Origin of the sequence: Paenibacillus oenotherae, assembly GCF_019443105.1 — a bacterium.
Lineage (GTDB): Bacteria > Bacillota > Bacilli > Paenibacillales > Paenibacillaceae > Paenibacillus_Z > Paenibacillus_Z oenotherae.
Window position 1 is genome coordinate 78,528 of record NZ_JAHZIJ010000001.1, and the last position, 23,374, is coordinate 101,901.

The following is a 23,374-nucleotide window of genomic DNA, read 5'->3' on the forward strand; positions in this document are numbered from 1 at the left end:
ATTGTGAATAAACCAGTACATCTTCTAAGCTAAGATCCGAAGGGTCCTCCCTATACTCGCGGCTTTGCGCGGTTGGTCGGTGCCGCCTCCAGCGGGTTATCCGGCCAATAATGTTTGGGATATCGGCCTTTTAGATCCTTTTTAACCTCAAAGTAAGTCTGCTGCCAGAAGTTGGCCAAATCCTTGGTCACCTGAACCGGACGATGTGCAGGCGAGAGCAGATGAATCGTCAAGGGCAGCCTGCCCCCCGCAATTCTCGGCGTCTGCTGCAGCCCGAACAGCTCCTGAAGTCGGACGGCAAGCACAGGGGCTTCCGGGTCACTGTAATCCAGCGGAATACGGGAGCCGCTAGGCACTGTCCAATGAGTCGGCACCTCTTCATCAAGCTGCTGCCGCTGCTGCCAAGTAAGTCTGCTCGTTACAATATCGATCATGTTCAATCGGCCAAGATCATTGCGGCTTCTCATCCCGCCAATAAAGGGCGCCAGCCAGTCCGGCATCGTCGCAAGCAGCGTATCCTCGGACAAGTCGGGCCAATCCCCGGGATGATGCGCGTGCATGAGCCCGATGCGCTCCTGCAGCTGCCTGGATTGCCGCGACCAAGGAAGTATATCGAGACCTTGCTCGGCGATGCCTTCCATAAGCGCTTCTCTGATGGAATCCGGATCGGCCTCCGTCATATGCCCTTCCTTTACAATCAAGGAGCCAAGACGCAATCTGCGGCGAGCCCGCACCGATTGAGCCGTCCGTTCCCATCTCACATCCGATTCCCATTGGAGCTGATCGGAACAATATTGTTCGAGCTCGGCAAGGGTGATCGGCGCAGCCAGCACAATGCGGCTGTCAGCTCCCGTATCCTCAAGGTCCGCCGCCACAACGTACGGCTCCCCCGATAACGGCTGCAGCTCCGGCACAATCGCGCCGCGGCCGCTCCGCAGCAGGAACCTCCCGTCCCCGCGCCTCTGCGCGATCCGGTCGGGATAAGCCAGCGCCAGCAAAATGCCGCAGCACCCGGCATCCCGCTTCGCGCCTCCGTCCGGCCGAATGCCGGCCGCACGCATCCACTCCCGGGCTTCGGCAGCTATCCGCCTGCCTGCCGCCTCATCGAGCTCCGCTCCCGGCGCGCGGCCATGCAGCGCGTTGAGCCGCAGCCGCATGTCAACGCTGCGGCTGCTGCGCAGCGGGTCGCGGTCGCTCAGCAGCGCCGCCAGCTCGCAGGCGGCGGCGCCAAAGCCAAGCCCATCCGCGGCCAGCACCATATGGGCAAGCCGCGGGTGCATGCCAAGCGCCGCCATCGCCGTGCCATGGGGCGTCGGCTTGCCTTCCGCCTCCAGAGCGCCCAGCGCGCGCAGCAGCTCGCGCGCCTGCGCATAGGCTCCTGCGGGCGGCGCAATCAGCCATGCCAGCTCCGCAGGATCGACAATGCCCCAGATTGCCAGCTCCAGAGCCAGCGGAGCCAGATCCGCGCCAAGCAGTTCCGGATCGCTAGCCGGCTGCAGCTGCCGATGCTCGTCCTCCGTCCATAGCCGGTAGCAGACGCCGGGCGCTTCTCTTCCGGCGCGGCCGCGCCGCTGATCGGCGGATGCGATGGACACGGCCACTGTTTCAAGCCGTGCCATGCCCGTGCGCGGAGAGAATCGCGGCACCCGGCTCAGGCCGCAGTCCACGACAATCCGCACCCCTCGAACGGTGACGCTGGACTCCGCTATCGAGGTAGCGAGCACAACTTTCCGCTCTCCAGGGGCTCCGGCGGCAACGGCCATATCCTGCGCCTCCGCCGTTAACCCGCCATAGAGCGGAACAACGCGAATACCGCCGCCCTTGAGCGCGGCGGCATTCCCCAGCAACCCCTGCAAGCGGCGAATCTCCCCCGCCCCTGGCAGAAATACAAGGATATCGCCCTCATTCCGGCCGATTGCCTCTATAACGGTTTGTACCGCCCTCTCCTCCAGGCGGCCTGCCGCTCTTTTCGCCGCATAGATGGTCTCGACGGGATAGGCCTTCCCTTCACAGGCGATAATGGGCGCATCCCCCAGCAATTCCGACACAGGCTCCGCTTCCAGTGTTGCAGACATGACCAGCAGGCGCAGATCCTCCCTGAGCACGGACTGTGCCTGCAAGCACAGCGCCAGGCCCAGATCGGAGTGCAGATGCCGTTCATGAAACTCATCAAATATTACAATTCCGACCCCTTCCAAAGCCGGATCACTTTGCAGCATACGGGTCAATACACCCTCAGTAACAACTTCAATGCGCGTATCCGGCCCGACCCTCGTATCCATCCGCACCCGATAGCCGACCGTTCCGCCAACCCGCTCGCCCAGAGAATCAGCCATATAGCGTGCTGCAGCGCGGGCGGCCAGCCGCCGCGGCTCCAGCATGAGAATCCGCTGTCCGCCAAGCCATGGCGAATTCAGCAGCGCCAGCGGCACGCGCGTCGTCTTGCCCGCCCCCGGAGAGGCGACCAGAACAGCATTATGATGCCTGGATAAGCTGTCCAGCAGCTCGGGCAATTTAGCATCTATCGGTAATTGCAGCTCCTCCATCCCTTGCTCTCCTTTAACCGTCCATAATTGCTCAACAGAAACACAACTTCTATTATAGTAACTTTTCGGCTGAAGAGATAGCTGATCGGCATCGGCATACGCATCGGCAGTCATTGCCCGTCATAATCGCACATTTCCAATAGAGAATACTTACATCATAAAAAGCATCTTCCAAAGAAGATGCCTGATTGATTACCTGTCTATGAGCAGTCCCCTCTGCAGTGGATCGCCCCTAACGACGAACATTCCTGCAAAAATGCATCTCCCACACGTTCGAGCCCGTTAAAAAGCGAATGCACGCCAAAGTGCATCTTTCTACTCGTTCCAAGCCCGTCCAAGAGCGAATGCCTGCCAAAGAGCAGGTATTCCACCGTATTTGGCCCTAACAACCGTTTTCGTCTCTTAATTCCTGCATGATCGCAGGCATTCCGCGTTTTACAGCGTCTTTTAGTCAGAAATCCTGCACTTACGCAGGCTTCCATCACTGAGCACCGTCATATCGCCCGGCTTCACAACAGCCTGACCAGCTTCCAAGAAGATGCTATTTTATGGAAATTTATTGCTATTTCTTTAAATTTCTCGTAATTTCTATCGTTTTCTACTATCTCTACTGTTTCTGCTGATCTCTAATGTTCTCTACTATCTCTACTATCTCTACTATCTCTACTTTCTCTACTATCTCTACTATTCTCTCTACTATCTCTACTGCTTTCTCTTCACTGCTCTCCTTGCGTCGCCGTCGATTCGTATACCGTCCTATAAACCATATTGCCGATGGCATTGCCGATTGTCGTTGCTGCTCCCGCATACGCATGAACCGCGCCGAAGCGCTGCGATTGACTGGCTCCGATGATGATCGCATCTGTAGTTGTGCCGGTTGCCCCCCGCCCGTTGTCCGGATCGGTAATTCCGAGATCCGTTAGAGCTGCCGTCTTCGCCTCTGTCGCAGTAATTACAGCATTGACCATAGCCGATGGCGTCATGCTGCCGTCAATGAACAGCATAATATTGATCGTCCCTGGTTTGTACGCAGAGAATACTTCCCGGCTCATCCCCGATCTCGCTGCATTTCCAGTACCTGATGTCGCGATGCAAACAATATTGAAGCGGTCGCCCTCGGCTTCCGCGATAGAGGCATGCGTCAGCTTGGCCGCTGTCAGCAGACCAATCGTGGAGGAGGGTGAATAACCCCACTCCCTCAGCATGGACCTTACATCATCGGCAGGATCATTGCCGTAATAGCTAACGGGAACCTTCCAGTTGACAAAGCTGTCCCCGTGACCGAACCCGCCCCCATACACCGCGCTGCTCAGTGTCTGCAACGGCTCGTGCAATTGAACGCCGATTCTGTCATCCACAAATTCCACCGACAGGCCCGGCCACAGAAGTGATTCGTACCGTCCGTTTCCGCTTCGGAACGGCTGGGTCATCGCTGGGCCGCCTCCAGTCCCATTATCTCTTTCAGGAGCCTGATGTCAACATGCTCGCGCACATGCTTCGCCAGTCTCTGGAAGGATTGCTCCCGGCGCTCCTGCACGCGGGTACCGACCGGAATCTCTGACCATCCAAGGTCTCGGCGCATGCGGTTCAGCCAGCCTCTCCGGAGATCGTCATTATGAAGCACGCCATGGAGGAAAGTCCCCCACACTCGTCCATCCTCCGACACACAGCCTTCCTCATAACTCGCGTTTGCGTGCGCCTCTTGATCCCCCTGCTCTCCGCTTCTATCCTCTACCCGTGAATTGCACAATCGAAAAGGACGCCTGGCCGCAACAGCCAAGCCCTCTGCTTCGCCACTGCTCCAATCATGCAGCCACTGCACCTCACCCATGTGGATCTCATAGCCATCAACGGCATATTCACCAGCCATCCCGGGCAGCTTCGCCGAGCCTGCTACACGCTCAGTTCTTTTCTCCGCTGCGAAGGTCACCTGAAACGGAAACCAGCCAAAGCCTTCCGTCACATCAAGATTGGATTCCGTATGAAGCGGATCAAGCATGCGCATCCCCATCATTTCATAGCCGCCGCAAATACCGACCGCATGGCCGCCATCGCGCACATGCCGCTCCAAGCGGCTGGCAAGCCCGCTCGAGTGCAGATACAGCAGATCGTCCACTGCATTTTTGCTGCCGGGAATAATAACAGCATCCGGGGTGCCCCATTGCCCTTCATTCGTGACGAAGCGCAGCTCCACATCGGGCTCGAAGCGCAGTGGATCAACATCGGTAAAATTCGAGATATGCGGCAGCCGAAGTACTGCAATGTCAAGTATTTTCTCCTTATGACCGCTTCCGTCAGAGGAATCTGAAGCAGTCGCGGCAGAAGCCGAAATCGCCGTATCAAGCGACAGCGAATCCTCATCCTCCAGGCCCACATCCGGCAAATACGGCACAACGCCAAGCACCGGCTTGCCGGTTCGCTCCTCCAGCCAGTCCAGTCCGGGCTGCAGCAGGGTTACATCACCGCGAAATTTATTGACGATGAAGCCGCATACCCGATCCCGCTCATGAGGCTCCAGCAGCTCCAGCGTGCCTACAATGGAGGCGAACATGCCGCCACGGTCAATATCCGCTACGAGCACAACAGGGGCATCCGCCCAGCCGGCAGCATTCATATTGACGATATCACGGCTTTTCAGATTGATCTCCGCCGGGCTTCCCGCCCCTTCCAGAACGACAACGTCATACGACGAGCGCAGATTGGCAAGTGCTGCCTTCACGATGACAGATGCTTCTGCCAGCACCTTCTCCCGGTAAACCCGCGCAGCGAAATCACCCAGCGGCTTGCCATGCACAACAACCTGGGAAACCATATCCTTCTTCGGCTTCAGCAGAATCGGATTCATATCCGTTGTCGCCAGAATACCGCACGCATCCGCCTGCATCCCCTGTGCACGGCCAATTTCCTTCCCGTCCCAGGTAACATAGGAATTGAGCGACATATTCTGCGATTTGAAAGGGGCCACCCGATAGCCCTCCTCGGTCAAAATGCGGCATAGAGCAGCGGTTATAATACTTTTGCCAACGTCAGAGGCCGTTCCCTGCACCATGATCGTCCGGGCAATAGTGGGTGATGTCAGGTTCATTCTAAGCCTTCCCCTCTGTGTCGCTATTGGGCTGCAGCAGGTCCCGCAGCGCTTGAAGCAATTTAACATTATCCTCCCGCAGCCGGACTGCCAATCGGCAGTATGAAGCATCCAGCCCTTGGAACCGTGAGGCATCGCGGATCAGAATCCCCCGTGAACCTAGCGCTTGCTGCAGTGAGCCCGCTGTCCAGCCGTAATGCGGCGGAATCGATACAAGCAAGTAATTGGCGGCGCTCTCATGCACCTCAAGTCCGATAGAGGATAGTCCATCTCCCAGCCATTGCCGCTCCGCAGCAACATAATGCAGAGTGGAACGGCTGTATTCATGCTCCTCAAGCACCGCCTCGCCAATGGCCTGTGCCAGCGAATTGACGCTCCAAGGTATTTGCAGCTTCTGCAGCGCACTGATGAGCTCCGGCGTTCCAACCATATAGCCGACTCTAATGCCCGGAATCGCATAGAACTTCGTCATCGAACGGATAACAAACAGCCGCTCATGCGCTGCAGCTTCCTTCACCAAACTGTATGTATCTCCTTCAGGAACGAAATCCATGAAAGCCTCGTCGATTACGACCCGTTCCCCTTCATGCAGCAATAAACGAATAATGGCTGGATCAACAAGCTTTCCCGTCGGATTGTTCGGCGAACCGAAAAACCAGAGCGTAGTTCCTCCCTCTATGCCTGCCTCACGAAGAGAAGCCAGCTTGCCGCGTACCATTTGTTCCGTCAAGCGAAACTCATTATCGGCCTTCAGCACAATTGCAGCTATGCTGCTTCCGCTCTTCTCAGCGGCATCGCCATACTCGACAAAACACGGCTGGGCAAGAATCGTATGGGCGGGACGAAGCAGCCGACACACAAGGTCAATCAGCTCTGCCGCACCGTTGCCTACAAGAATATTGGAGGACTCAACCCCATGATGCCTCGCCAGCTTGCCGCGCAGCCCGCGCACTGCCGGATCGGGATAATGACGGATCATCTCCCCGTAACGCCCTAACAGCTCGGCTACACACGGCGGCGGTCCGAAGGGATTCATATTCGCGCTGAAATCAATAAAATCATCGGCAACATCGCCATAAAGCTCTTGTGCTGTCAACAAATCACCGCCGTGACCGAATCGTTCCAGCATGAAGCAGCACTCCTTTATCCGCATAATTGTTCCACGCCCTCGACACTACGGCATTAGCCATAATACGCTTAGCAAAAGAACGGATTCCAAAATTTCATTCAAGGCGCCGTACGTATCGCCCGTGAGTCCGCCAAGCTTGCGGCTCAGCCATATCGTAACGAGCAGGCCCGTCATCACCGTGATGACGGCCTGGACAGCAGTAATGGCCAGGAAGGAGGACAAGGGTATATCCAGCACCGCATAGCCGGCGGCAAGGATTCCGGCATGCAGCACGATCATGCCCAAGAGCTGCCCGTATCCAACCTCGGCGAACATTGCCGCAAGCCCTTCCTTGGGCCTTGCGAACGGCCACATTCCAATAGCAATTACAATCCACAGCCTGCTGTACATGCAAGCAGCCGCAACAAGAGGCGCTGCCGCTGTCCATTCTCCCCCGTCAAGCAAAGTCGCTATAACCGAGAATTTGAACAGCAGCAGCAGCAGGGCTGCAATAACACCCATCGCTCCTACGCGGCTATCCTTCATAATGTCCAGCATCCGCTCGCGTGTCCGGTGACTGAGCACACCATCTGCCGTATCCATCAGTCCGTCCAGATGAAGCGCTCCGCTTAATGCGATCCATAGAACCAGCAATAGAACAGCCGCCGGCATGGGAGGAACATAAGCGGCGAGCAGCCACCCTGCGCAGCCTGTTATACCGCCTATAACAGCTCCGACAAGCGGATAATACACAACACTGCGCGCCAATATTTGAGGCGTGAACGGTATGGACACCGGCACCGGCACTCTGGTCATCAGTTGAAAAGCGCAGCCAACAGCTTGTAGCTGTCCCATTAACGCACGATAAACCATGCAGCAAGCACCCCCGTTAGCAGCAGCAGACTGGTCAGGTATAAGAGCTTGACCATCCTAATAATATCAAGCGGCTCAAGCTCCCTGAGCGGCCATCCCAAGCGGGCCCGCTCGCTTGCTTGGCCGAAATAGACATTGATGCCTCCAAGCTCAATTCCAATTGCCCCGGCAGCAGCCGATTCCGGAATTCCGCTGTTGGGACTTGGATGGCGATGGGCAAAATGCCTTATGGCTCGCAGCGCCCTGCCAGCAGATAAGCCCGGTGTCAGCAGTGCAGACACCGCAAGCAGCACTCCGCTCAGCCTGGCTGGAATATAATTCAGCACATCATCCAGACGTGCGGATGCCCATCCGAAATGAAGATAACGGTCATTGCGGTATCCGACCATGGAATCCAATGTATTCCCGGCACGGTACAGCATCGCAAGCGGCGCGCCGCCAAGCAATGCGAAGAGCAGGGGCGAGATGAACGCATCGACGATATTTTCCGCTACAGTCTCGATTGCCGCCCGTGCAGCATCTCTTTCATTCATCGCCGCCGTATCCCTGCTCACAATATAGGACGTATAGGTTCTTGCTTCTGCCAGATTGCCTGCTGCCAGGGGCCGATAGACGAGCATTGCGGCATCCTTGAGCCCTTTGACAGCTATAGTTGTCGATATAAACCACGCCGTAACCGCATATCCGAGCCAAGGGTGTATCGCCTGTGCCAGCCCTGTCACAGCCCAAAGCGCCGCAAAGGCACATGTCGTGACGGTCAGTGCCAGGACAATGCCCCGCCGCTTAAGCTGAGCAGGTCCCAGCACTTGTCCTGCAGGCCGAAGCAGCAGCTCCAGGCGGCTGATTAATTTGCCGATATGGATGACAGGATGCGTCGGCCATCTCGGATCGCCTATGATCCAATCGATGACGATTGCCGCTGAGATGAGCAGCAGCAGTTCGGGAAGCGAGTAGAAGATCATGCATCCTCCAAACGGAAGGCATGAGCCTTCAAATCCAATGGAAAACCGGCAACGACAAGATAAGCTTCTCCGCAAGCAGCCGCAAGACCGCGATTCAGCCTCCCGGCTTCATCACGAAACCGGCGGCCAAGCGCATAAGCGGGTACGATTCCGCTCCCAACCTCGTTGGTCACGAGGAACAAAGGGCTGCTGCAGCCCGACACAGCATCGATAAGATCATCGATTACGTCCTTCAATTCCAGGCGGCCGGGCTGTGCGGCAGACGTTTCATTGTGAGGGGTCTCGCTCTGCAGCATATCGGCGCTCTGCTTTGTGTTCAGTTCCGCGTTCTGTTCCGCGTTCTGCTCCATACTCTGCCCCTGAGGCGGCACCGCCTCCGCTTCCTCCAGCGGCTCCAGACGAAGCAGCCAGTTCGTAAGCCAGAGCGTCAGACAATCGACAACAATGGCAGGACGAGCACCGCCCTGCACTGCTGCCGCTTCCTGATCCAATCGCCGGATCGCTGCTGCCAGCTCGAAGGGCTCCTCGACCGTCCGCCAAGGGAAGCCGGAAGCTGCGCGGACTTCTTGATGCCGTCCAATGCGCTCCCTCATCTCATCATCCCATGCCTGCGAGGTCGCGATATAGACTCCGCTTGCCGCGCTTCGCATGGCATAACGCTCGGCGAAGTCGCTTTTTCCGCTTCGCGCCCCGCCTGTTATAAATACTTTCATTATCGAGCCTCCCGAACAAAGATCCCAAGGAAACTGGTTATAATATATGCCCTAGCCGCGCGATACCCCGGCGCTTTCGAAGGTCGCCATCTCGCGCATAATGCGCAGAGCCGCATCAATAATCGGGAAGCAGAGCACCGCTCCCGTTCCTTCGCCAAGCCGCATGTCCAGGTGAATGACCGGCGACAGTCCGATAACTTCCAGCAGCTTCCGGTGCCCCTGCTCATGGGACAAATGCGAGCCCAGCATATAAGCCGATGATTGCGGCGACAAGGCGGCAGCAACCAATGCCGCAGCCGAGGAAATAAAACCGTCCACAACAACCGGGCACCGCTCTGCCGCCGCGCCAAGTATAACGCCGACAAGTCCGGCGATCTCAAGGCCACCCACTTTGGAGAGCGTGTCAATCGGATCAAGCCTGTTCGGCTCGTTGCGCGCAATGGCCCGCTGCACAACCCCAATTTTATGCTGCCTGCGCTCCTCATTGATCCCGGTTCCCAGCCCCACAGCGTCCTCGACGCTTATGCCTGCCAGAACTGTACACAAGGCTGCGCTTGCCGTTGTGTTGCCGATGCCCATCTCGCCTGTTGCGAACATGCGGTACCCTTGTCCAGCCAGCTCCTTGACGATATCCGCCCCGGCGACAATAGCAGCAATCGCTTCTTCGCGCGTCATCGCCGATTCACGTGTCATATTCGCCGTCCCCCTGCGCACCTTGCGCTGGATCAGCCGCTCATCATCCAGATCGGCATTGACGCCAATATCGACGCAGTACACGTCCGCCCCGGCGCCTCTGGCCAGCACATTGACAGCCGCTCCGCCCGCCAGAAAGTTAAGTACCATCTGCGGCGTAACCTCAGCCGGAAATGCGCTGACGCCTTCTTCGCATACTCCATGATCCCCTGCCATAACAACCACCGCTCGCTTGGACAGGTCTGCGCTCACTTCGCCTGTTATTCCGGCAATCTGGCTGGCGATCTCCTCCAGCCTGCCAAGGCTGCCCGGCGGCTTCGTCAGGCTGTTCAAGCGTTGATGCGCGTCCTCCACCGCTTCCCCATTCAACGGTTCAATCCGGGCAATAATAGACTTCAATACCGCTTCGCTCATTTATTTCGCTTCCTCTCTATCTTTATCCTACGCCATCTCAGAAAGTTTCGCCCGGCTGAAGCAGCAGCTGCGGCACTCCAGTAGCCGGATGCGGCAGAACGACCGCCCTCGCTCTGAATACCCGCTGGATAAGCTCTGGTACGACCACCATGGAAGGAGGCCCGAACGCCTCCACACAGCCCTCGTTCAATACAAGCAATTCATCGCAATAATGCGCAGCCAGATTCAAATCATGCAGGACAGCGACAACCGTCATGCTCCGCTCCCGCTGCCAGCTCTTGACGGTATCGAGCAGCTGCACCTGATACCCGATATCGAGATAGGTGGTAGGCTCATCGAGCAGCAGCAGCCGCGGCTCCTGAACCATTACCTTGGCTAGCGCAACGCGCTGGCGTTCGCCGCCGCTAAGCTCGTCGATGCGCCGATGTTGAAGCTCCAGCAGCCCCATCGCCGCCAAAGCATCGTCAATCAGCGCCTCGACATCCTTTTTCTCCTCGCCAAGCCAGTTCTGGAACGGAAATCGGCCCATCATAATAACTTCCCTGACATTGAAGCCGGCAGAGGCCAGCCCGCCCTGCTGCAGCACTGCCAGCCACTTGGCCAGCTCCTTGCGCCCGTAAGAGTCAGCAGTCCTTCCTTCCAGCCGGACCTCGCCCGATGTTGGCGATTCCACACCTGACAGCAGACGGATAAGCGTCGATTTGCCGACCCCGTTAGGCCCGATGATGCCGTACATCCGGCCCGCTTCCATAGTGAAGCTGATATCCTTCAGAATCGTCGTTTTTCCTATCGTTTTTTCCAGATGCTGTACCTCAATCATGACGACCCTCCCTGCTGAACCTTGCGCCGATATAACAGGTAAGCGAAGAATGGCGCGCCGATCAGGGCAGTGACAACGCCGAGCGATATTTCTTTGGGACTTAGCGCCATTCTTGCAAGCGTATCTGCCCACAGCAGATAAATGCCGCCGCCAATTGCCGATAACGGGATTAGAATGCGGTAATCCGGCCCCACAAGCAGCCGCAGCATATGCGGCACGACCAGGCCGACAAAGCCGACAACACCTGCGATAGAGACAGCAGCAGCCGTCAGCAGCGTTGATGTTATGAGTACAATCAGCTTCGTTCGTTCCACATTAATCCCCATATGCGCCGCATGCCTCTCCCCGAATACAAACAGATTGAGCGGCTGCGCGTAACGCAGCAGTATGGGCAATCCAACGATCAGGAAAGGCAGCACCACTTGCGAATGCTCCCAGCCGCGGGCACTCAAGCTGCCCAGCAGCCAGAACATAATTTCATTCACAACGCCCTGTGACAGCGACACCATGAAGGTTACGAAAGCGCCGAGAAAAGCCTGGACGATGACACCGGATAGAATCAAGGTCTCAATATTCATGACGCCTCGGGCGCGAGCCAGCGCAAAGACGATTACTAACGCTATAATGCCGGTGAAGAAAGCGACGATGGGCACAGACCATATTCCGACAACGGTCTGATAACCGAATAGAATGAGAAAAGCCGCTCCGACTGAGCAGCCTGAAGCGACACCTAACGTAAAGGGATCTGCCAGCGGATTGCGGAGCACGCCTTGGAAGCCCGCTCCTGCGAGCGATAAGCAGGCGCCTACCAGTATGGCCAGCAGAATGCGGGACAGCCTTAGTTCCGTTACAATCGCGATCGAGCCGGCATCCCATTGGCCGGCACCTCCGTCCATCCAGGGAAGCTGGTGAACAAGTATGCCCCATACGTCGTTTATCGGCAAGCCCGACGATCCGATTGACAAACTTATAACGATAGATGCGGCAAGGAGGAGCAGGGCTGCTCCTCCATACATGAAAAGTTTAAGTTTCATTATTATTTGACAAGATCAGGATGCAGCTTCTTCGCAACTTCCAGCAGACCATCAGCAAGGCGCGGGCCTACGCGAACAAGCGGATCTTGCGCCACCTCGAACATTTGATTGTTTTTTCTGGCGTTAATCGTATCCCAGCCCGGACGCTTCTCGATCTCCGTCAGAATAGGGTTCGCTTCGCCTTCCTTCACTGTCATCGTTGCATAGATAATAACGTCCGGATTCGACTTAATGACCTGCTCGGGATCGATCTGATACCAGCTTGGCTGATCCGCAACATTCGTCCCGCCAGCAATCGTCAGCAGCTCGTCCAGAAATTCGCCCTTGCCAACTGTGTAGCCAGGAGAGAATTCCAAATATACTTTCGGCTTCGGCGCGTCCTTGACGGCCTCGGTTACCTCTGTCCGCACATCCTGCATATGCTTGGCAACTTCTTCAGCCTTCTCCGATTGATTCATAATAACGCCGATTTGCCTTACTTTCTCGATGACTGCATCATAGGTCTTGGGATCTGACGCGTAGACGTTCAGCTTCAGATCACGCAGCTTGGCAATAACGGGAGCGTTCATCGTGGAGGATGCCAGCACCAGGTCAGGCTTCAGGCCGACAATCGCTTCAATATTCGCTTCCATTCCGCCGATCTTCGTCTTGGTCGCCGCATCTTCAGGGTAGTTCGAATAATCGTCAACACCGACAATCGCCTCTCCCCCGCCAATCGCATATACAAGTTCTGTCTCGCTTGGAACCAGCGTTACGATCCGCGCAGGAGCCTGCTCGAACGTAACCTCTGTGCCTGTAGCATCCGTCAGCTTCAACGGATAGACGGTGCCAGCCTGTACTGCGTTGCCTTCATCCGCCTTATTGCCTTGCGCGGTTGCCGGTTCTTCCACGCCCGTCCCCTTATTATTTCCTTTGCTGCCGCAGGCTGCTGTCACAATCAACATCGCTGCCATCAGCATTAGGAGACTGACTTTTAACCATTTCATTTGTTTCATCTCTACCATCCACTCCTAGTATACTAAAATAATGAAACACAAAAAAAAGCACTTCCGACCCAAGTGTCAGAAATGCTTCAAGTTCCTAAGAACAACGGCTGCGCATAGAATCGCCGGTCCGGCCCGTGCCGAATCCTTAATCGAGTCCAAGTCTTAGCCAATCTCCAACACCTCCCTAACTCCACGTAGGTAGCGTTTACCGAAACAGGCAGGTCTCCTGACTTAGAGCCAGCAGCAATCGTCTTCCCGAATCGTCCATTCAGTGACATGCGCGATTGCCGTGTTGTCGAACCAGAACAGGCTCCAGCCTTGCGGCGGCTGCCCTTGATCGACGCTCTTTACAGTGGCGGGTCCGTGCCGGTATTGCACCGGTCTTCCCTATTAAGCCGAAATCAGCATGTCCCGGAAGGACATCATCATTTCGACACCTGTTTCTACCCTATTCAATTATGCACCTGTAACTATATCATCCCCCTTTCTGCTTGTCTATACAAAATATCCGCATTAGCGGGGTCTTTTGTGCTCCTCTGCCGCATACCTGTAGAGAGTGGTTTTTTTGTTGCCCTGGCTGCAGCAGTACCGAGATCGCGATTCAGAACAGGAGGAGAAAATCAATGAATAGCAGAAAAAAGCTGACTACCGCAAGCACGACGGCTGTTCTAGCCGCGGCGGCAGTAATTGCCGTCATTCGTGCCCAGGCTGGAGCGGCTGAAGCAACACCTCCGGTCGTCACACAGACGGTCGAAGGCATGAATGCGCAAATCAAGCTGGGTACATACCCGGCTAAAATATTGCAAAACAACGCGTTCACCGTCACCTTAACGGATCAGGACGGCCTGCCTGTCGTAGACTCCAAGCTCGATGTCGTTCTTTCGATGCCGAGCATGCTGTGCGGTGACGCTGCATTTGATTTAAAGGAAGTGTCGCCTGGCGTCTACGAGGGCGAGATGATCCCGATCATGACCGGCATATGGGAGGCAACAGTGACCGCCGAGCTGGACGGCAGCAGCACAACCTTCACCCGCAAGGTGAAGGCGGAGCGGTAACACCGCCCGCCGTTCTATTGCGATACGGCTTTACCACAGCCATGGCGACAGACTCGGCACCATGCCGTTAGCGGCCAGCCCCCTCATAATAGCAAGCAGCCCGACGAGTGCAGCCGCAGCCGTTCCCGCGTACCGCATAACCCGCCGCCACCGTTTATGAGCGCGCCCGACAAACAGCCCGACAAGCGCAAGCGCCGGAAACGTCGCAAAGCCGAACAAAGCCATTATGGCCGCCCCCTTCCATACGGAGCCGGAGGCGGCCGCATTCATTTGCATCGCATAGGTCAATCCGCATGGCAGGAATCCGAAAGACAATCCGGCAGCAGCAACATGAACCGCATCCCTCCGCCCCGAGCTTCCTCCTCCCGCATTCAGCTTGCGATGCAGAAAAGCGGTCCAAGCCCCCATGAAGGGCAGCTGGAACCGCCGCCACAGCCAGAGCAGCACGAACAGACCGCCTGCAATGGAGGCCAGCCCCTGCATGCCTGCCAAATCTCCTGCAATATCTACAAAAGAGCCTGCCGCTCCCATGGCTGCGCCAAGCACGCTGTAGGAAACAATCCGCCCCGCATTATAGAGCAGAGCGGCTCTTCGGGAGGATATGCCGGATTGCATCGATACCGTGGACACAATGCCGCCGCACATCGCGATGCAGTGAGGAGCGCTGAACAGACCCGTCAATATGACGAGTCCCCAGTCCTGTCCTGCCATCATCTCGCCCCCCGCCGTTCCACTGCACGCCGCAGTTGATTACCCAGTCGCAATGCGTTGCCAACAACCGATATGGAGCTTAGCGCCATAGCAGTGCCTGCCATCCATGGCTTCAAGCCTCCGAAAGCCGCGAACGGAATAATGACGGCATTATAGAGAAAGGCAAAGGCCAGGTTCTGCCGAATATTGCGCAAGGTTAAGCCGCTAATATGCAGCGCATCAACAATACCGGTCAATCTCGCCTGTACTAATGTAAAATGTCCTGCCTGAAGAGCTGCCTCTGTCCCGCCCCCCATCGTGAAGCTAATATTTGCGGCTGCCAGAGCAGGCGCATCATTCCATCCGTCTCCCGCCATCCCTACAACATGCCCCTCCTCCTGCAGCCGCTGAATCAGCTCCACCTTCTGATGGGGCGTCATGGACGCATGCACCTCGGCAATGCCTGCAGCCTTGCCCGCATAAGCTGCCGGAGAAGAATGGTCCCCTGTCGCCAGAAGTACAGCAACTCCCTCGGCTTGAAGAGCCGCGACCGCTTCCTTGGAGGATCTCTTCAAAGAATCAGCGAAAGCCATAGCACCGACACATCTGCCGTCGATAGCGATATAGATAACAGTCTCGCCAGCCGCTTCCTGCCTGCTGGCAAATTGCTGCTCCGTCCGTCCCGGCTCCCAGCCTTGTCCTGCGCCGTATCGGGCGCTTCCGACCTCGACGCGCTTTCCCTCCACTATCGCCTCTACCCCCAGGCCCGGACTTGACCGGAACGCCGAAGCTGGGGGAACGGTGAGACCTGCCAGTCTGGCGGCCTCTGCTGTAGCATCGGCATAGGGATGCTGAGAGCCTGCTTCAACGGCGGCGGCGGCACGAAGCAGCGAAGCAGCGGAGCCATACGAAGCCGACATCCCGGTTAGTGACGGCTTCCCTTCCGTCAGCGTGCCGGTCTTATCGATCACAATCGTATCCAACTGGGCAAGCCGCTCCAACGCTCCCGCTTCTTTAAGCACAATGCCCCGTCGAGCCAGCTTGCCGGAAGCCAGCACAAGCGAGATCGGCGCTGCCAGCCCCAACGCGCATGGACAAGCCGCAAGCAGTACAGCCAGCGCATGAACCGCTGCGGTTGCTGCGTCTCCGGGCTTCAGCACCAGCAGCCAGAGAAGCATCGTAACCAATGACAGCACAATCATAACGGGAACGAAAATGGCGGCAAGCCGGTCAACCTTTCTTCCAATCGTCGATTTGGTCGCCTGGGCTTGCCGGGTCAGAGCAGCAATGCGGCCCAGCAGCGTGTCGCCTTGAGTGGCTTTCACGCGAACAAGCAGCTCTGCTCCCCCGCGAACCATCGTGCCGGCGAAGACAGCATCTCCTTCCGACTTCATGACCGGCATACTTTCGCCCGTCAAGAACGACTCGTCAACCATGGCATGGCCCTCAACCACATAACCGTCCACGGGAATCAGTCGCTCAACCTCTGCAATAATCTGTTCTCCGGCCTCGATCTGCTGGAGCGGAATACGCTGCCTGCTCCCGCTTCGCACCACCACAGCATCGCGGGACTGAAGCTCGGCATAACCCTCGCTCTCCCGCATAACACGCTCTGAGGCTGCCGCCTCAAGCAGCTTGCCCAGCAGCACAGCCGAGATGACCACAGCAGAGGTTTCAAAGTACAGCGGCAAGCCTGCCAGCATCGCATAATAGCTGTAGCCGAAAGCAGCAGTCGTCCCTACTGCGACAAGCACATCCATGTTAGCGGAGCGTTCGCGCAGCGCATAGTAAGCCCGAAAATAAAACGGCATTCCGATATAAAATTGCACAATCGCCGCCAGCCCGAATTGCAGCAGCGGACTCTGCAGGAGCAGCGGCACCGGCACATTCTGCAGCCATGAATAATGATGCGCCATTGCCCACAGGAGCGGCAGTGTCAGCAGCGCCGCCAGCAGGAATCGGGCCAGCAGCGCACCCTGTTCATTGTCATCGCTTCCGCCATGCCCGCCAAAAGGTGCCGCTCCAAAGCCAAGCCGTGTGATCGCATCAACGATCCCCTTTGTCGTTGCGATATGGGGCGCATAACGAATATTAGCCGACCTCGCCGCATAATGAACCGATATTTCGGTTACGCCCTCCATTCTCCCGACAACCTTCTCTATTCTGGCGGCACAGGCCGTGCAGCTCATCCCTTGTATCCGCAAATCGAGCCATTCAGCTCCATCCTGCTTATTCCCCACCTGCATCCCTCCTGCCAGCAGGGGCTACCGCCCGTCTTTAATAGCCCTCGTTTCACTATATGGCTGACAGGCTTCCTGCATGATACTTTCCTTGTACAAACAATCCTGCCGGTGTTCGCAATAATAAAAGGCACCGGAGCTCGATACGAACCCCAATGCCTCAATCGCAATTCTCTACTCCATGTGGGGCAAAAAAAGACTGTCCGAAAGAATCAGTACTAAATGATGCAAAAAAATGCTTCCAAAACCACTAAAAACTAAAAAGTGGGACTGGAAGCATCTTTTCGTTGTATATAGAGACTTGAGCAGGGACTCCAATAAATCGCCGGGCCGAGAGCTCGCAGCTTACCTAGCCCATTAAGATTTCCCCCGCCCGTTGCCTCTCCCCTTCCCCAAGTGTGGTTAGATGGCAGCGTGACGGAGTAAGAAGCCTGCGAATGTGCATGAATTTCGGTTACAAGACACTATAATGGTTAAATTCCTGCGATCAGGCATGAATTTGGGGAAGAATCGGCCGTTAAGGAGAAACTGAGGTGAAATGCCTGCACGCTGGCAGGCATTTCACCTTCATGGGGCAAGAAACGAGCAAATACATGCCGTTTTGCATGTTTCGCCCAGCTCGCATCTCGCTTGCCTCTTTTCTCCGTACCGCGCCCGCCTCCCGGCGGTGTTGGTCTGTCAATTAATCGCCTTCTGCCACATCACCAGGCCAGCTCAGCATGCCGCCAACCATATTAACGACCTCATAGCCTTGAGTAGCCAAATAATCGCAAGCTTTGCCGCTCCGGTTGCCGCTTCGGCATACCATGTAGAAGGGCTCCTCCAATCCGTTAAGCTCGCCCACTCGTTCAACGAATTGCGATAACGGAATATGGCGCGCCTGCGCAATATGGCCGGACTGCCATTCATCCAGCTCCCGCACATCAATTACGCTCAGCTTTTCCCCTTCACGAAGCCGGGTTTCCAGTTCAGAGGCCGTTATTTCACCGTACATACAGGAACATCTCCTTCAATATAAGCTGGATTTCAATTTCGTTAAGGAACAGGCTTGCGAAGAAGGTTTAGCACTCCTGCCCGCAAGCGCATCCCCATAAACGAAGCTCTCTCTGCATTTTACATTTGCACAAAGGACGTGTCCAGCACAAGACCGCATATCAGCGTTTTGTCCGGTTTTTGGCAGCCAGCAGCCTGTTGATCGATTTGCCCGCTTCAGCAGTATCTGTCGAGGCCCGGCCTGGATCAGCGGCAGCAGGCTTGCGGTTCAGCGCCTTCTGCTCCTCGACGTGTTGCGGGTGCCCGCTGCTCTCCACCCTCTCGCTCCTGTCCATAAACGGCCGTGATGAACGGGCGGCTTCCTGCTCCCTCGGCGCGTCCTTGTCCGGTGATCCGCTCTGCAAATGCGCATGCTCATGCCGGCTCGAAGTCGATCCAGCTCCTCTTCCATAGAAGGCACCTATCCGGCTCTTGCGCTCCGCAAGTCTGTCTACCGCTGCTGGTCTATCGGACCTGTCATGCCGTTGCCGAGCTGGGCGCCACAGACGCTGCTTCACATGCACCGCTGCTGCTGTCAGCCTTTCCCAGGAAATGGAGACACGCCGGATTGCTATGTCCATAATCCACAGCAGCAGCGCAGCAATCAGGAGCGACCGTGTCGCATCAACGTACTGGCGGCTGGTTGTTCTCTCTGCCTGGAAGGCTTCCTCCGGCCTGCTGATATCCAATATACGGCCTCCAGTCAGTGCAGCCAGCTTCTCCAGCTTGGCATTCCCGTCTCCCTTGGCAATCCGATACTCTTGCGAATACGGAATGACAAATCCGGCCAAGGTTCCCTTCTCAGCAGACTGCTCCGCTCCTGAGCCTGCGTTTCCCGGAGATATACGCGCCACATAAGCGCCGGGAGCAGCAGCCGGAAGCGTAACCTCATACTCGCCCGGCGAGACCGGAATGGCGGATAGCCGCTCCGTGCGCCCTGAATCATCCGTCACATCAAGCTGCAGCCCTGATGAGCCTGTTATTTCGGTACCGGAAGCTGATATTTGAAGCTTCGCTTCACTGCCTTCCACAGCAGCAGCAATGTAATAGGGATCTGAAGCGAACTGGGGGAAGGTCCATTTTACCCATTGTGTGAACAGCTCCGGGAATTTCGCCCATTCCACCCAATTGCGGGACCATTTGCCTGTCAAATCGCTTGTCCATGCTACACTGCGTCCTGAACCATACTGCCAGCGCGCCAGCAGCGGGTCGCCATCCGGGGTCAGCAGAATGCTCTCCGCTGTCTCTTTGGCTGTCGTCGCTATGTAGGCCTGAATCTCAGGCACTCCATCCGACAACGATGCCGCCCAGTCGCCAGCCCGGCCGATTGCCGGGATAAACGGTTTGTTAACGATGTAGGTACGTGACATCAGAACCGCCTCACGGCTGAAAATAGCAGGCAGCGTGCTCTCGTCATCCGTAAAATAATACCGCCCTTTCGCAGCCTCAGCGAGCGACTGCAGCAGCGCCGTATCTGCACCATTGCCGATCGCGACGGTGGAAAGCGTAATTTGATTCTCTGTCATCGCTTGTGTCAGGGCCCCATAACCCGGATTGCTGGCAGATTGGCCGTCTGTGAGCATAATAATATGCTTGCGCTGGGTATCCACATCGAGCATCGCCTTGTAAGCTGAATTCAGCGAGCTGTAAATCTCCGTTCCGCCGCTAGCGTTTATCCCTTGAATGCTCTCGATAACCGCCGGCTTGTCATCGAGCTTGGTCGGCGCAACGACCCACCATGGAGTCTGATCGAAAGCAAGTACGCCAACCGTATCCTGCTCCCTCATCAGCTCAACCGTACGCATAGCCGCTTCCTTGGCAAGCTCGATATTCTCGCCGCTCATACTTCCTGACTTGTCGATTACAAGAATGAGTCCCAATGACGGAAGCTGCCGTTTTCCTTTCAGCTCCATATAGACGGGCAGCGCCCGTTCGACCGGAGTTTTGAAATAACCGCCGAGCCCATAGCTGTCCTCGCCTCCGACCTTAACGAGGCCGATTCCGTAGTCAGAGACAGCCTTGGCCAGCCATTCCATCGGTTTAGCGGCAATTCTCGTAGCGGGAACATTGTTCAAGACGATGCTGTCATACCGCGTATAGTCAGCCAGCTCCTGCGACAGCTGCTCCGGAAGAATCGTCTCCGTCCGGATATGCGAGGCTCGCAGGGCGGAGATAATATTGCCCGAGCTGCCTTGCTTTCCCTCCACTACAAGAACGGCAGGCGGCCCGCTGACACGGCTGTATGCGTATCCGCTATTGTTCTCCGCTTGCTCGTCACCGGCTGTGAACAGCTCGGCCCGATAGCGGTGAAAGCCCGTTCCGGCAGCCACGCTCTGCAGCAAGAACCGGTTATCGCCGCGTTCCAAAGCAACGGGCTGCGTCACCAGCTCAACATTATCCTCGTACAGCCGCAATTCGGCTTGTCCGGCGAATGTGCTTGAAACGGCAATCTCGAAGCTGAATTTCTCCGCTTGCTTGAGTGACTTCGGCAATTCCAGCCGCTCAATCGCCGCATCCTTGCGCTCCGGCGGCACAATCGGCAGCACATCAACCGCAATGCCCCGGTCATGCAGCAGACGGCCCTTTCGCAGCAAATTGCCCACATTCTCTTCACCATCGGATAGAAGCACGATTCTCCCGCCACCAGAACCAAGCATGCCGGAAGCCAGCTGAAGGCCCTGTGAGAGGTTGCTGTAATGCTGGCTCAAGACCGTTCGGAATGGAAAGGGAGCGCCCTCCGCTGCAGAGCCCCGCGCAGCGGACAAGGATTGCTCCACCAAAGCATCCAGACCGACGGCAACGACTGCCGCCCGGTCGTCGGATTCCTTGGTTTCCACAGCATTAGCGATCCATTGCCCTGCCGCTTTATCCCCCTTCATGCTGGCAGAACGATCCGCAACAAAGACGACATCACGCGAAGAGTGGGTCAGATAGGGGGAGAAGCCTGCGGCGATCATAATCATGATCAGCGTGATCAGAGCCCGCAGCCCTACAGCCGCATGTTTTCTGGCTCCGGTCAAACGGAGCGTTGAACGGTACATCCACCACAACATGCCGGCCCATGGAACGAGCAGAAGCAGCAGCCAGGGATGCTCAAACTGTACGCCCACGACTGAACACCCCCCATTCCAATGTCATTACAGCGAGCAGAAGGAGCGCAATCCAGCGGACAAGCGATTCTGCAACTTGTGATTCCTTGCTTTCACGCATCGAGGAGGCCGAGCCCTTCTGTGCTTCTGCCGCGCCGGAAGCAAGCACCAGCGGTTTGTCCGATTGCTGCAGCAGCTCGCGTTGATCCAAGGAAACGGCCGCATAACGGCTGGCAATGATGTTGTCGTCCTCATCCTGTTCCACGAAGCGGTACAAGCCGGGAATCGCCGGAGCTATCTGGGAGGAGGCCAGTCCTGCCTCGCTACTCTCAACGACCGGACTGCTGGAAGCATTGACATAGCGCTCCAATCCCGGGGCGTGCTCGACGGGCTCCCATGACGCGCTTGCAGTGCCGCTGGCATAATCAATATCTATGGCAGCCCCAGCCTGAACCTCGCCAAGCTGCTGTACCCCGCCTCCGCTCATCCACTGGGCTGCTTGTGCGGCCAGAATCGGAAATTCCGGCCGCAGCGGCAGATCCGAATCATGGGGATCGAATGTAAACAGCAGCTTCGGCTTGCCTCCTTCTTTACCGGCATATACAGCAGGATAACCGCCATATTTTACAATCGGCTCTCCCCAATTGACGGCATCTGTCTGTACCAGCTTCGAGATGTGCGTATCCGCGAGGGATAGGAATCGGGTTATCTCATGCTCCTGCAGCTCGACCCCGCTATGACCGGGCTGAACGGCATGATCGCCCTCCGAGAGAGGCGAAGATGGGCTCAGCATCCGCCAGACCGGCTTGCTGGCGAGCAGCTCGCGCCATTGCGGGGATGCAAGCTCGTCATCTCCGATACCGTCGATAACGACCCAATCGACAGCCTCCTTGGTATCCTGCTGAGGCTCGAATACTGCGGGATCAGCCGCCGTCGTGCGGACTCCCGCCAATTGCAGCGCCTTGTCGAGAAAGAGATTTCCTTTCGTCACAAGAAGTGCCGTCTGTTCCTTCGAGGCCGACGAGAAGCGGAACAGCGCATTATCAGCCGTGTAGCTGTCTGCTGTTTCCTCCAGCTGCGCCTTGTATACCTCCGCTTCCGGCAGACCGCCGACAGCAACACTTGCCCACTCCCCGGCGTCAACATTCGCTGAGGCTTCCGCAACCGGAGCAGCGCCTCCATCCGCGTAGATTCCAATGTTCATCCGGGCTGGCTTGCTGCTGTCATTGCGAAGAGTTATGACCGCTTGCTCATAGCCCGGCTGCGCCGGATCAGCTCTCAACCCGAAGGCGGCTACTGCAAAATTCCCGCTTTGCACGCCATTCACCTTCACAATTTCAACCGGAGATTGAATAACCAGACCTGCGGCAGCTGCCGCATCAGGCCAGCTTCCATCTGTAATTACAATCATCTTGCCTGAGGGCCCGCCTTGGCCGCCGACTTCACGAAGCAGCGCGTCCGCCATAGAGACCGCAGCCGCTCCGTCTGCCTCTTCGAAGGTTGGCGTCAATTGCTTAACGGCCTCCAGAAGCAGCTCTTGATTGTGTTCACGCAGCGCGATCAATTGCGGATCTTGTCCGGTTGCAATGAGCGTAACGCCTTCCCCTGCATGCTCTTCAATCCATTGCAGTGCCGCTGATTGCGCAAGCTCAAACTTGGTGCCGGCCCCCGCAACCGGTCCACCTCCTGCGGCAGGCTGGGCTAATCCCGTCATGCTGGCCGAACGATCCAGAACGATGACGACATGTCCTTTCGCTCCCGGCGATTGCCATATGCCAGGGTTCATGAGCGCCACTACAAGCAGTGCTGCGGCCAGCAGCTGAAGCAAGAGGAGCAGCGAGCTTCGGAGCTTCTGCCAGGGACGGTTCGCCTCCTGTTCTTTGAGCGCCCGGTTCCAGAGCAAATGGCTGGATATTTCCGTATCGATATACGTTCGCTTTAGCATATAGAGAAGTGCGATAAGCGGCAGCGACAAGGCAAACCAAAGCGACGCCAGCGATTGGAAAATCATGACTCCGTCTCCTTTCCGTAATC

17 protein-coding genes and 1 riboswitch are annotated in these 23,374 nt (G+C 56.8%); of the genes, 1 reads left to right on the forward strand and 16 read right to left on the reverse strand.

Features of this window, described 5'->3' with window-relative positions; genetic code table 11:
• Nucleotides 1–50 precede the first annotated feature (50 nt).
• The 11 genes from hrpB to K0T92_RS00385 form a co-directional block, all read right to left on the reverse strand.
• A complete protein-coding gene (hrpB, locus tag K0T92_RS00335) occupies nucleotides 51–2,546 on the reverse strand; it encodes an ATP-dependent helicase HrpB (RefSeq protein WP_219870435.1) in 2,496 nt (831 codons plus the stop codon).
• A gap of 716 nt (nucleotides 2,547–3,262) precedes the next feature.
• Nucleotides 3,263–3,976, reverse strand: coding sequence for an adenosylcobinamide amidohydrolase (locus K0T92_RS00340; protein WP_219870436.1), 714 nt, complete (start codon nucleotides 3,974–3,976; stop codon nucleotides 3,263–3,265).
• Nucleotides 3,973–5,631, reverse strand: a complete 1,659-nt coding sequence (locus K0T92_RS00345; protein WP_219870437.1) for a cobyric acid synthase — start codon at nucleotides 5,629–5,631, stop codon at nucleotides 3,973–3,975. Before K0T92_RS00345 ends, K0T92_RS00340 begins: the two co-directional genes overlap by 4 nt.
• A 1-nt stretch (nucleotide 5,632) precedes the next feature.
• Nucleotides 5,633–6,760, reverse strand: coding sequence for a threonine-phosphate decarboxylase CobD (gene cobD, locus K0T92_RS00350; RefSeq protein ID WP_219870438.1), 1,128 nt, complete (start codon nucleotides 6,758–6,760; stop codon nucleotides 5,633–5,635).
• Nucleotides 6,761–6,805: 45 nt separating this feature from the next.
• A complete protein-coding gene (gene cobS / locus K0T92_RS00355; protein WP_219870439.1) occupies nucleotides 6,806–7,612 on the reverse strand; it encodes an adenosylcobinamide-GDP ribazoletransferase in 807 nt (268 codons plus the stop codon).
• Entirely contained in the window at nucleotides 7,594–8,574 is a 981-nt protein-coding gene (gene cbiB / locus K0T92_RS00360) for an adenosylcobinamide-phosphate synthase CbiB (protein ID WP_219870440.1), read from the reverse strand. Before cbiB ends, cobS begins: the two co-directional genes overlap by 19 nt.
• Entirely contained in the window at nucleotides 8,571–9,287 is a 717-nt protein-coding gene (gene cobU, locus K0T92_RS00365; RefSeq protein ID WP_219870441.1) for a bifunctional adenosylcobinamide kinase/adenosylcobinamide-phosphate guanylyltransferase, read from the reverse strand. Before cobU ends, cbiB begins: the two co-directional genes overlap by 4 nt.
• 51 nt (nucleotides 9,288–9,338) lie before the next feature.
• Nucleotides 9,339–10,394 carry a nicotinate-nucleotide--dimethylbenzimidazole phosphoribosyltransferase gene (cobT, locus tag K0T92_RS00370; protein ID WP_219870442.1) on the reverse strand — a complete coding sequence of 352 codons (1,056 nt, stop codon included), beginning with the start codon at nucleotides 10,392–10,394 and terminating at the stop codon, nucleotides 9,339–9,341.
• A 37-nt stretch (nucleotides 10,395–10,431) separates the two neighbouring features.
• Complete coding sequence (locus K0T92_RS00375; protein WP_219870443.1) at nucleotides 10,432–11,214, reverse strand: heme ABC transporter ATP-binding protein; 783 nt, start codon at nucleotides 11,212–11,214, stop codon at nucleotides 10,432–10,434.
• Nucleotides 11,211–12,248: a FecCD family ABC transporter permease gene (locus tag K0T92_RS00380; protein WP_219870444.1), complete on the reverse strand. Its 1,038-nt coding sequence runs from the start codon at nucleotides 12,246–12,248 to the stop codon at nucleotides 11,211–11,213. Before K0T92_RS00380 ends, K0T92_RS00375 begins: the two co-directional genes overlap by 4 nt.
• Nucleotides 12,249–12,250: 2 nt before the next feature.
• Complete coding sequence (locus tag K0T92_RS00385; protein WP_246627774.1) at nucleotides 12,251–13,243, reverse strand: ABC transporter substrate-binding protein; 993 nt, start codon at nucleotides 13,241–13,243, stop codon at nucleotides 12,251–12,253.
• Nucleotides 13,244–13,444: 201 nt separating this feature from the next.
• Nucleotides 13,445–13,678, reverse strand: a riboswitch (cobalamin riboswitch).
• Nucleotides 13,679–13,857: 179 nt separating this feature from the next.
• On the opposite strand from K0T92_RS00385, the gene K0T92_RS00390 reads away from it, so the two are divergent.
• Nucleotides 13,858–14,289 carry a FixH family protein gene (locus tag K0T92_RS00390; RefSeq protein ID WP_219870446.1) on the forward strand — a complete coding sequence of 144 codons (432 nt, stop codon included), beginning with the start codon at nucleotides 13,858–13,860 and terminating at the stop codon, nucleotides 14,287–14,289.
• Between the two features lie 30 nt (nucleotides 14,290–14,319).
• Here the strand turns inward: K0T92_RS00390 and K0T92_RS00395 are convergent, their stop codons facing one another.
• From K0T92_RS00395 to K0T92_RS00415, 5 genes are all read right to left on the reverse strand, one after another.
• Nucleotides 14,320–15,003 (reverse strand): sulfite exporter TauE/SafE family protein, encoded by a 684-nt coding sequence (locus tag K0T92_RS00395; RefSeq protein ID WP_246627775.1) that lies wholly within the window; start codon nucleotides 15,001–15,003, stop codon nucleotides 14,320–14,322.
• On the reverse strand, nucleotides 15,000–17,219 hold the full coding sequence (locus K0T92_RS00400) for a heavy metal translocating P-type ATPase (protein ID WP_219870447.1): 2,220 nt from the start codon (nucleotides 17,217–17,219) through the stop codon (nucleotides 15,000–15,002). Before K0T92_RS00400 ends, K0T92_RS00395 begins: the two co-directional genes overlap by 4 nt.
• Before the next feature lie 682 nt (nucleotides 17,220–17,901).
• Nucleotides 17,902–18,213 (reverse strand): rhodanese-like domain-containing protein, encoded by a 312-nt coding sequence (locus K0T92_RS00405; RefSeq protein ID WP_219870448.1) that lies wholly within the window; start codon nucleotides 18,211–18,213, stop codon nucleotides 17,902–17,904.
• A 160-nt stretch (nucleotides 18,214–18,373) separates the two neighbouring features.
• Nucleotides 18,374–21,361 (reverse strand): VWA domain-containing protein, encoded by a 2,988-nt coding sequence (locus tag K0T92_RS25425; protein WP_219870449.1) that lies wholly within the window; start codon nucleotides 21,359–21,361, stop codon nucleotides 18,374–18,376.
• Nucleotides 21,345–23,351 (reverse strand): vWA domain-containing protein, encoded by a 2,007-nt coding sequence (locus K0T92_RS00415; RefSeq protein WP_219870450.1) that lies wholly within the window; start codon nucleotides 23,349–23,351, stop codon nucleotides 21,345–21,347. The genes K0T92_RS25425 and K0T92_RS00415 overlap by 17 nt, the downstream gene beginning before the upstream one ends.
• Nucleotides 23,352–23,374 lie beyond the last annotated feature (23 nt).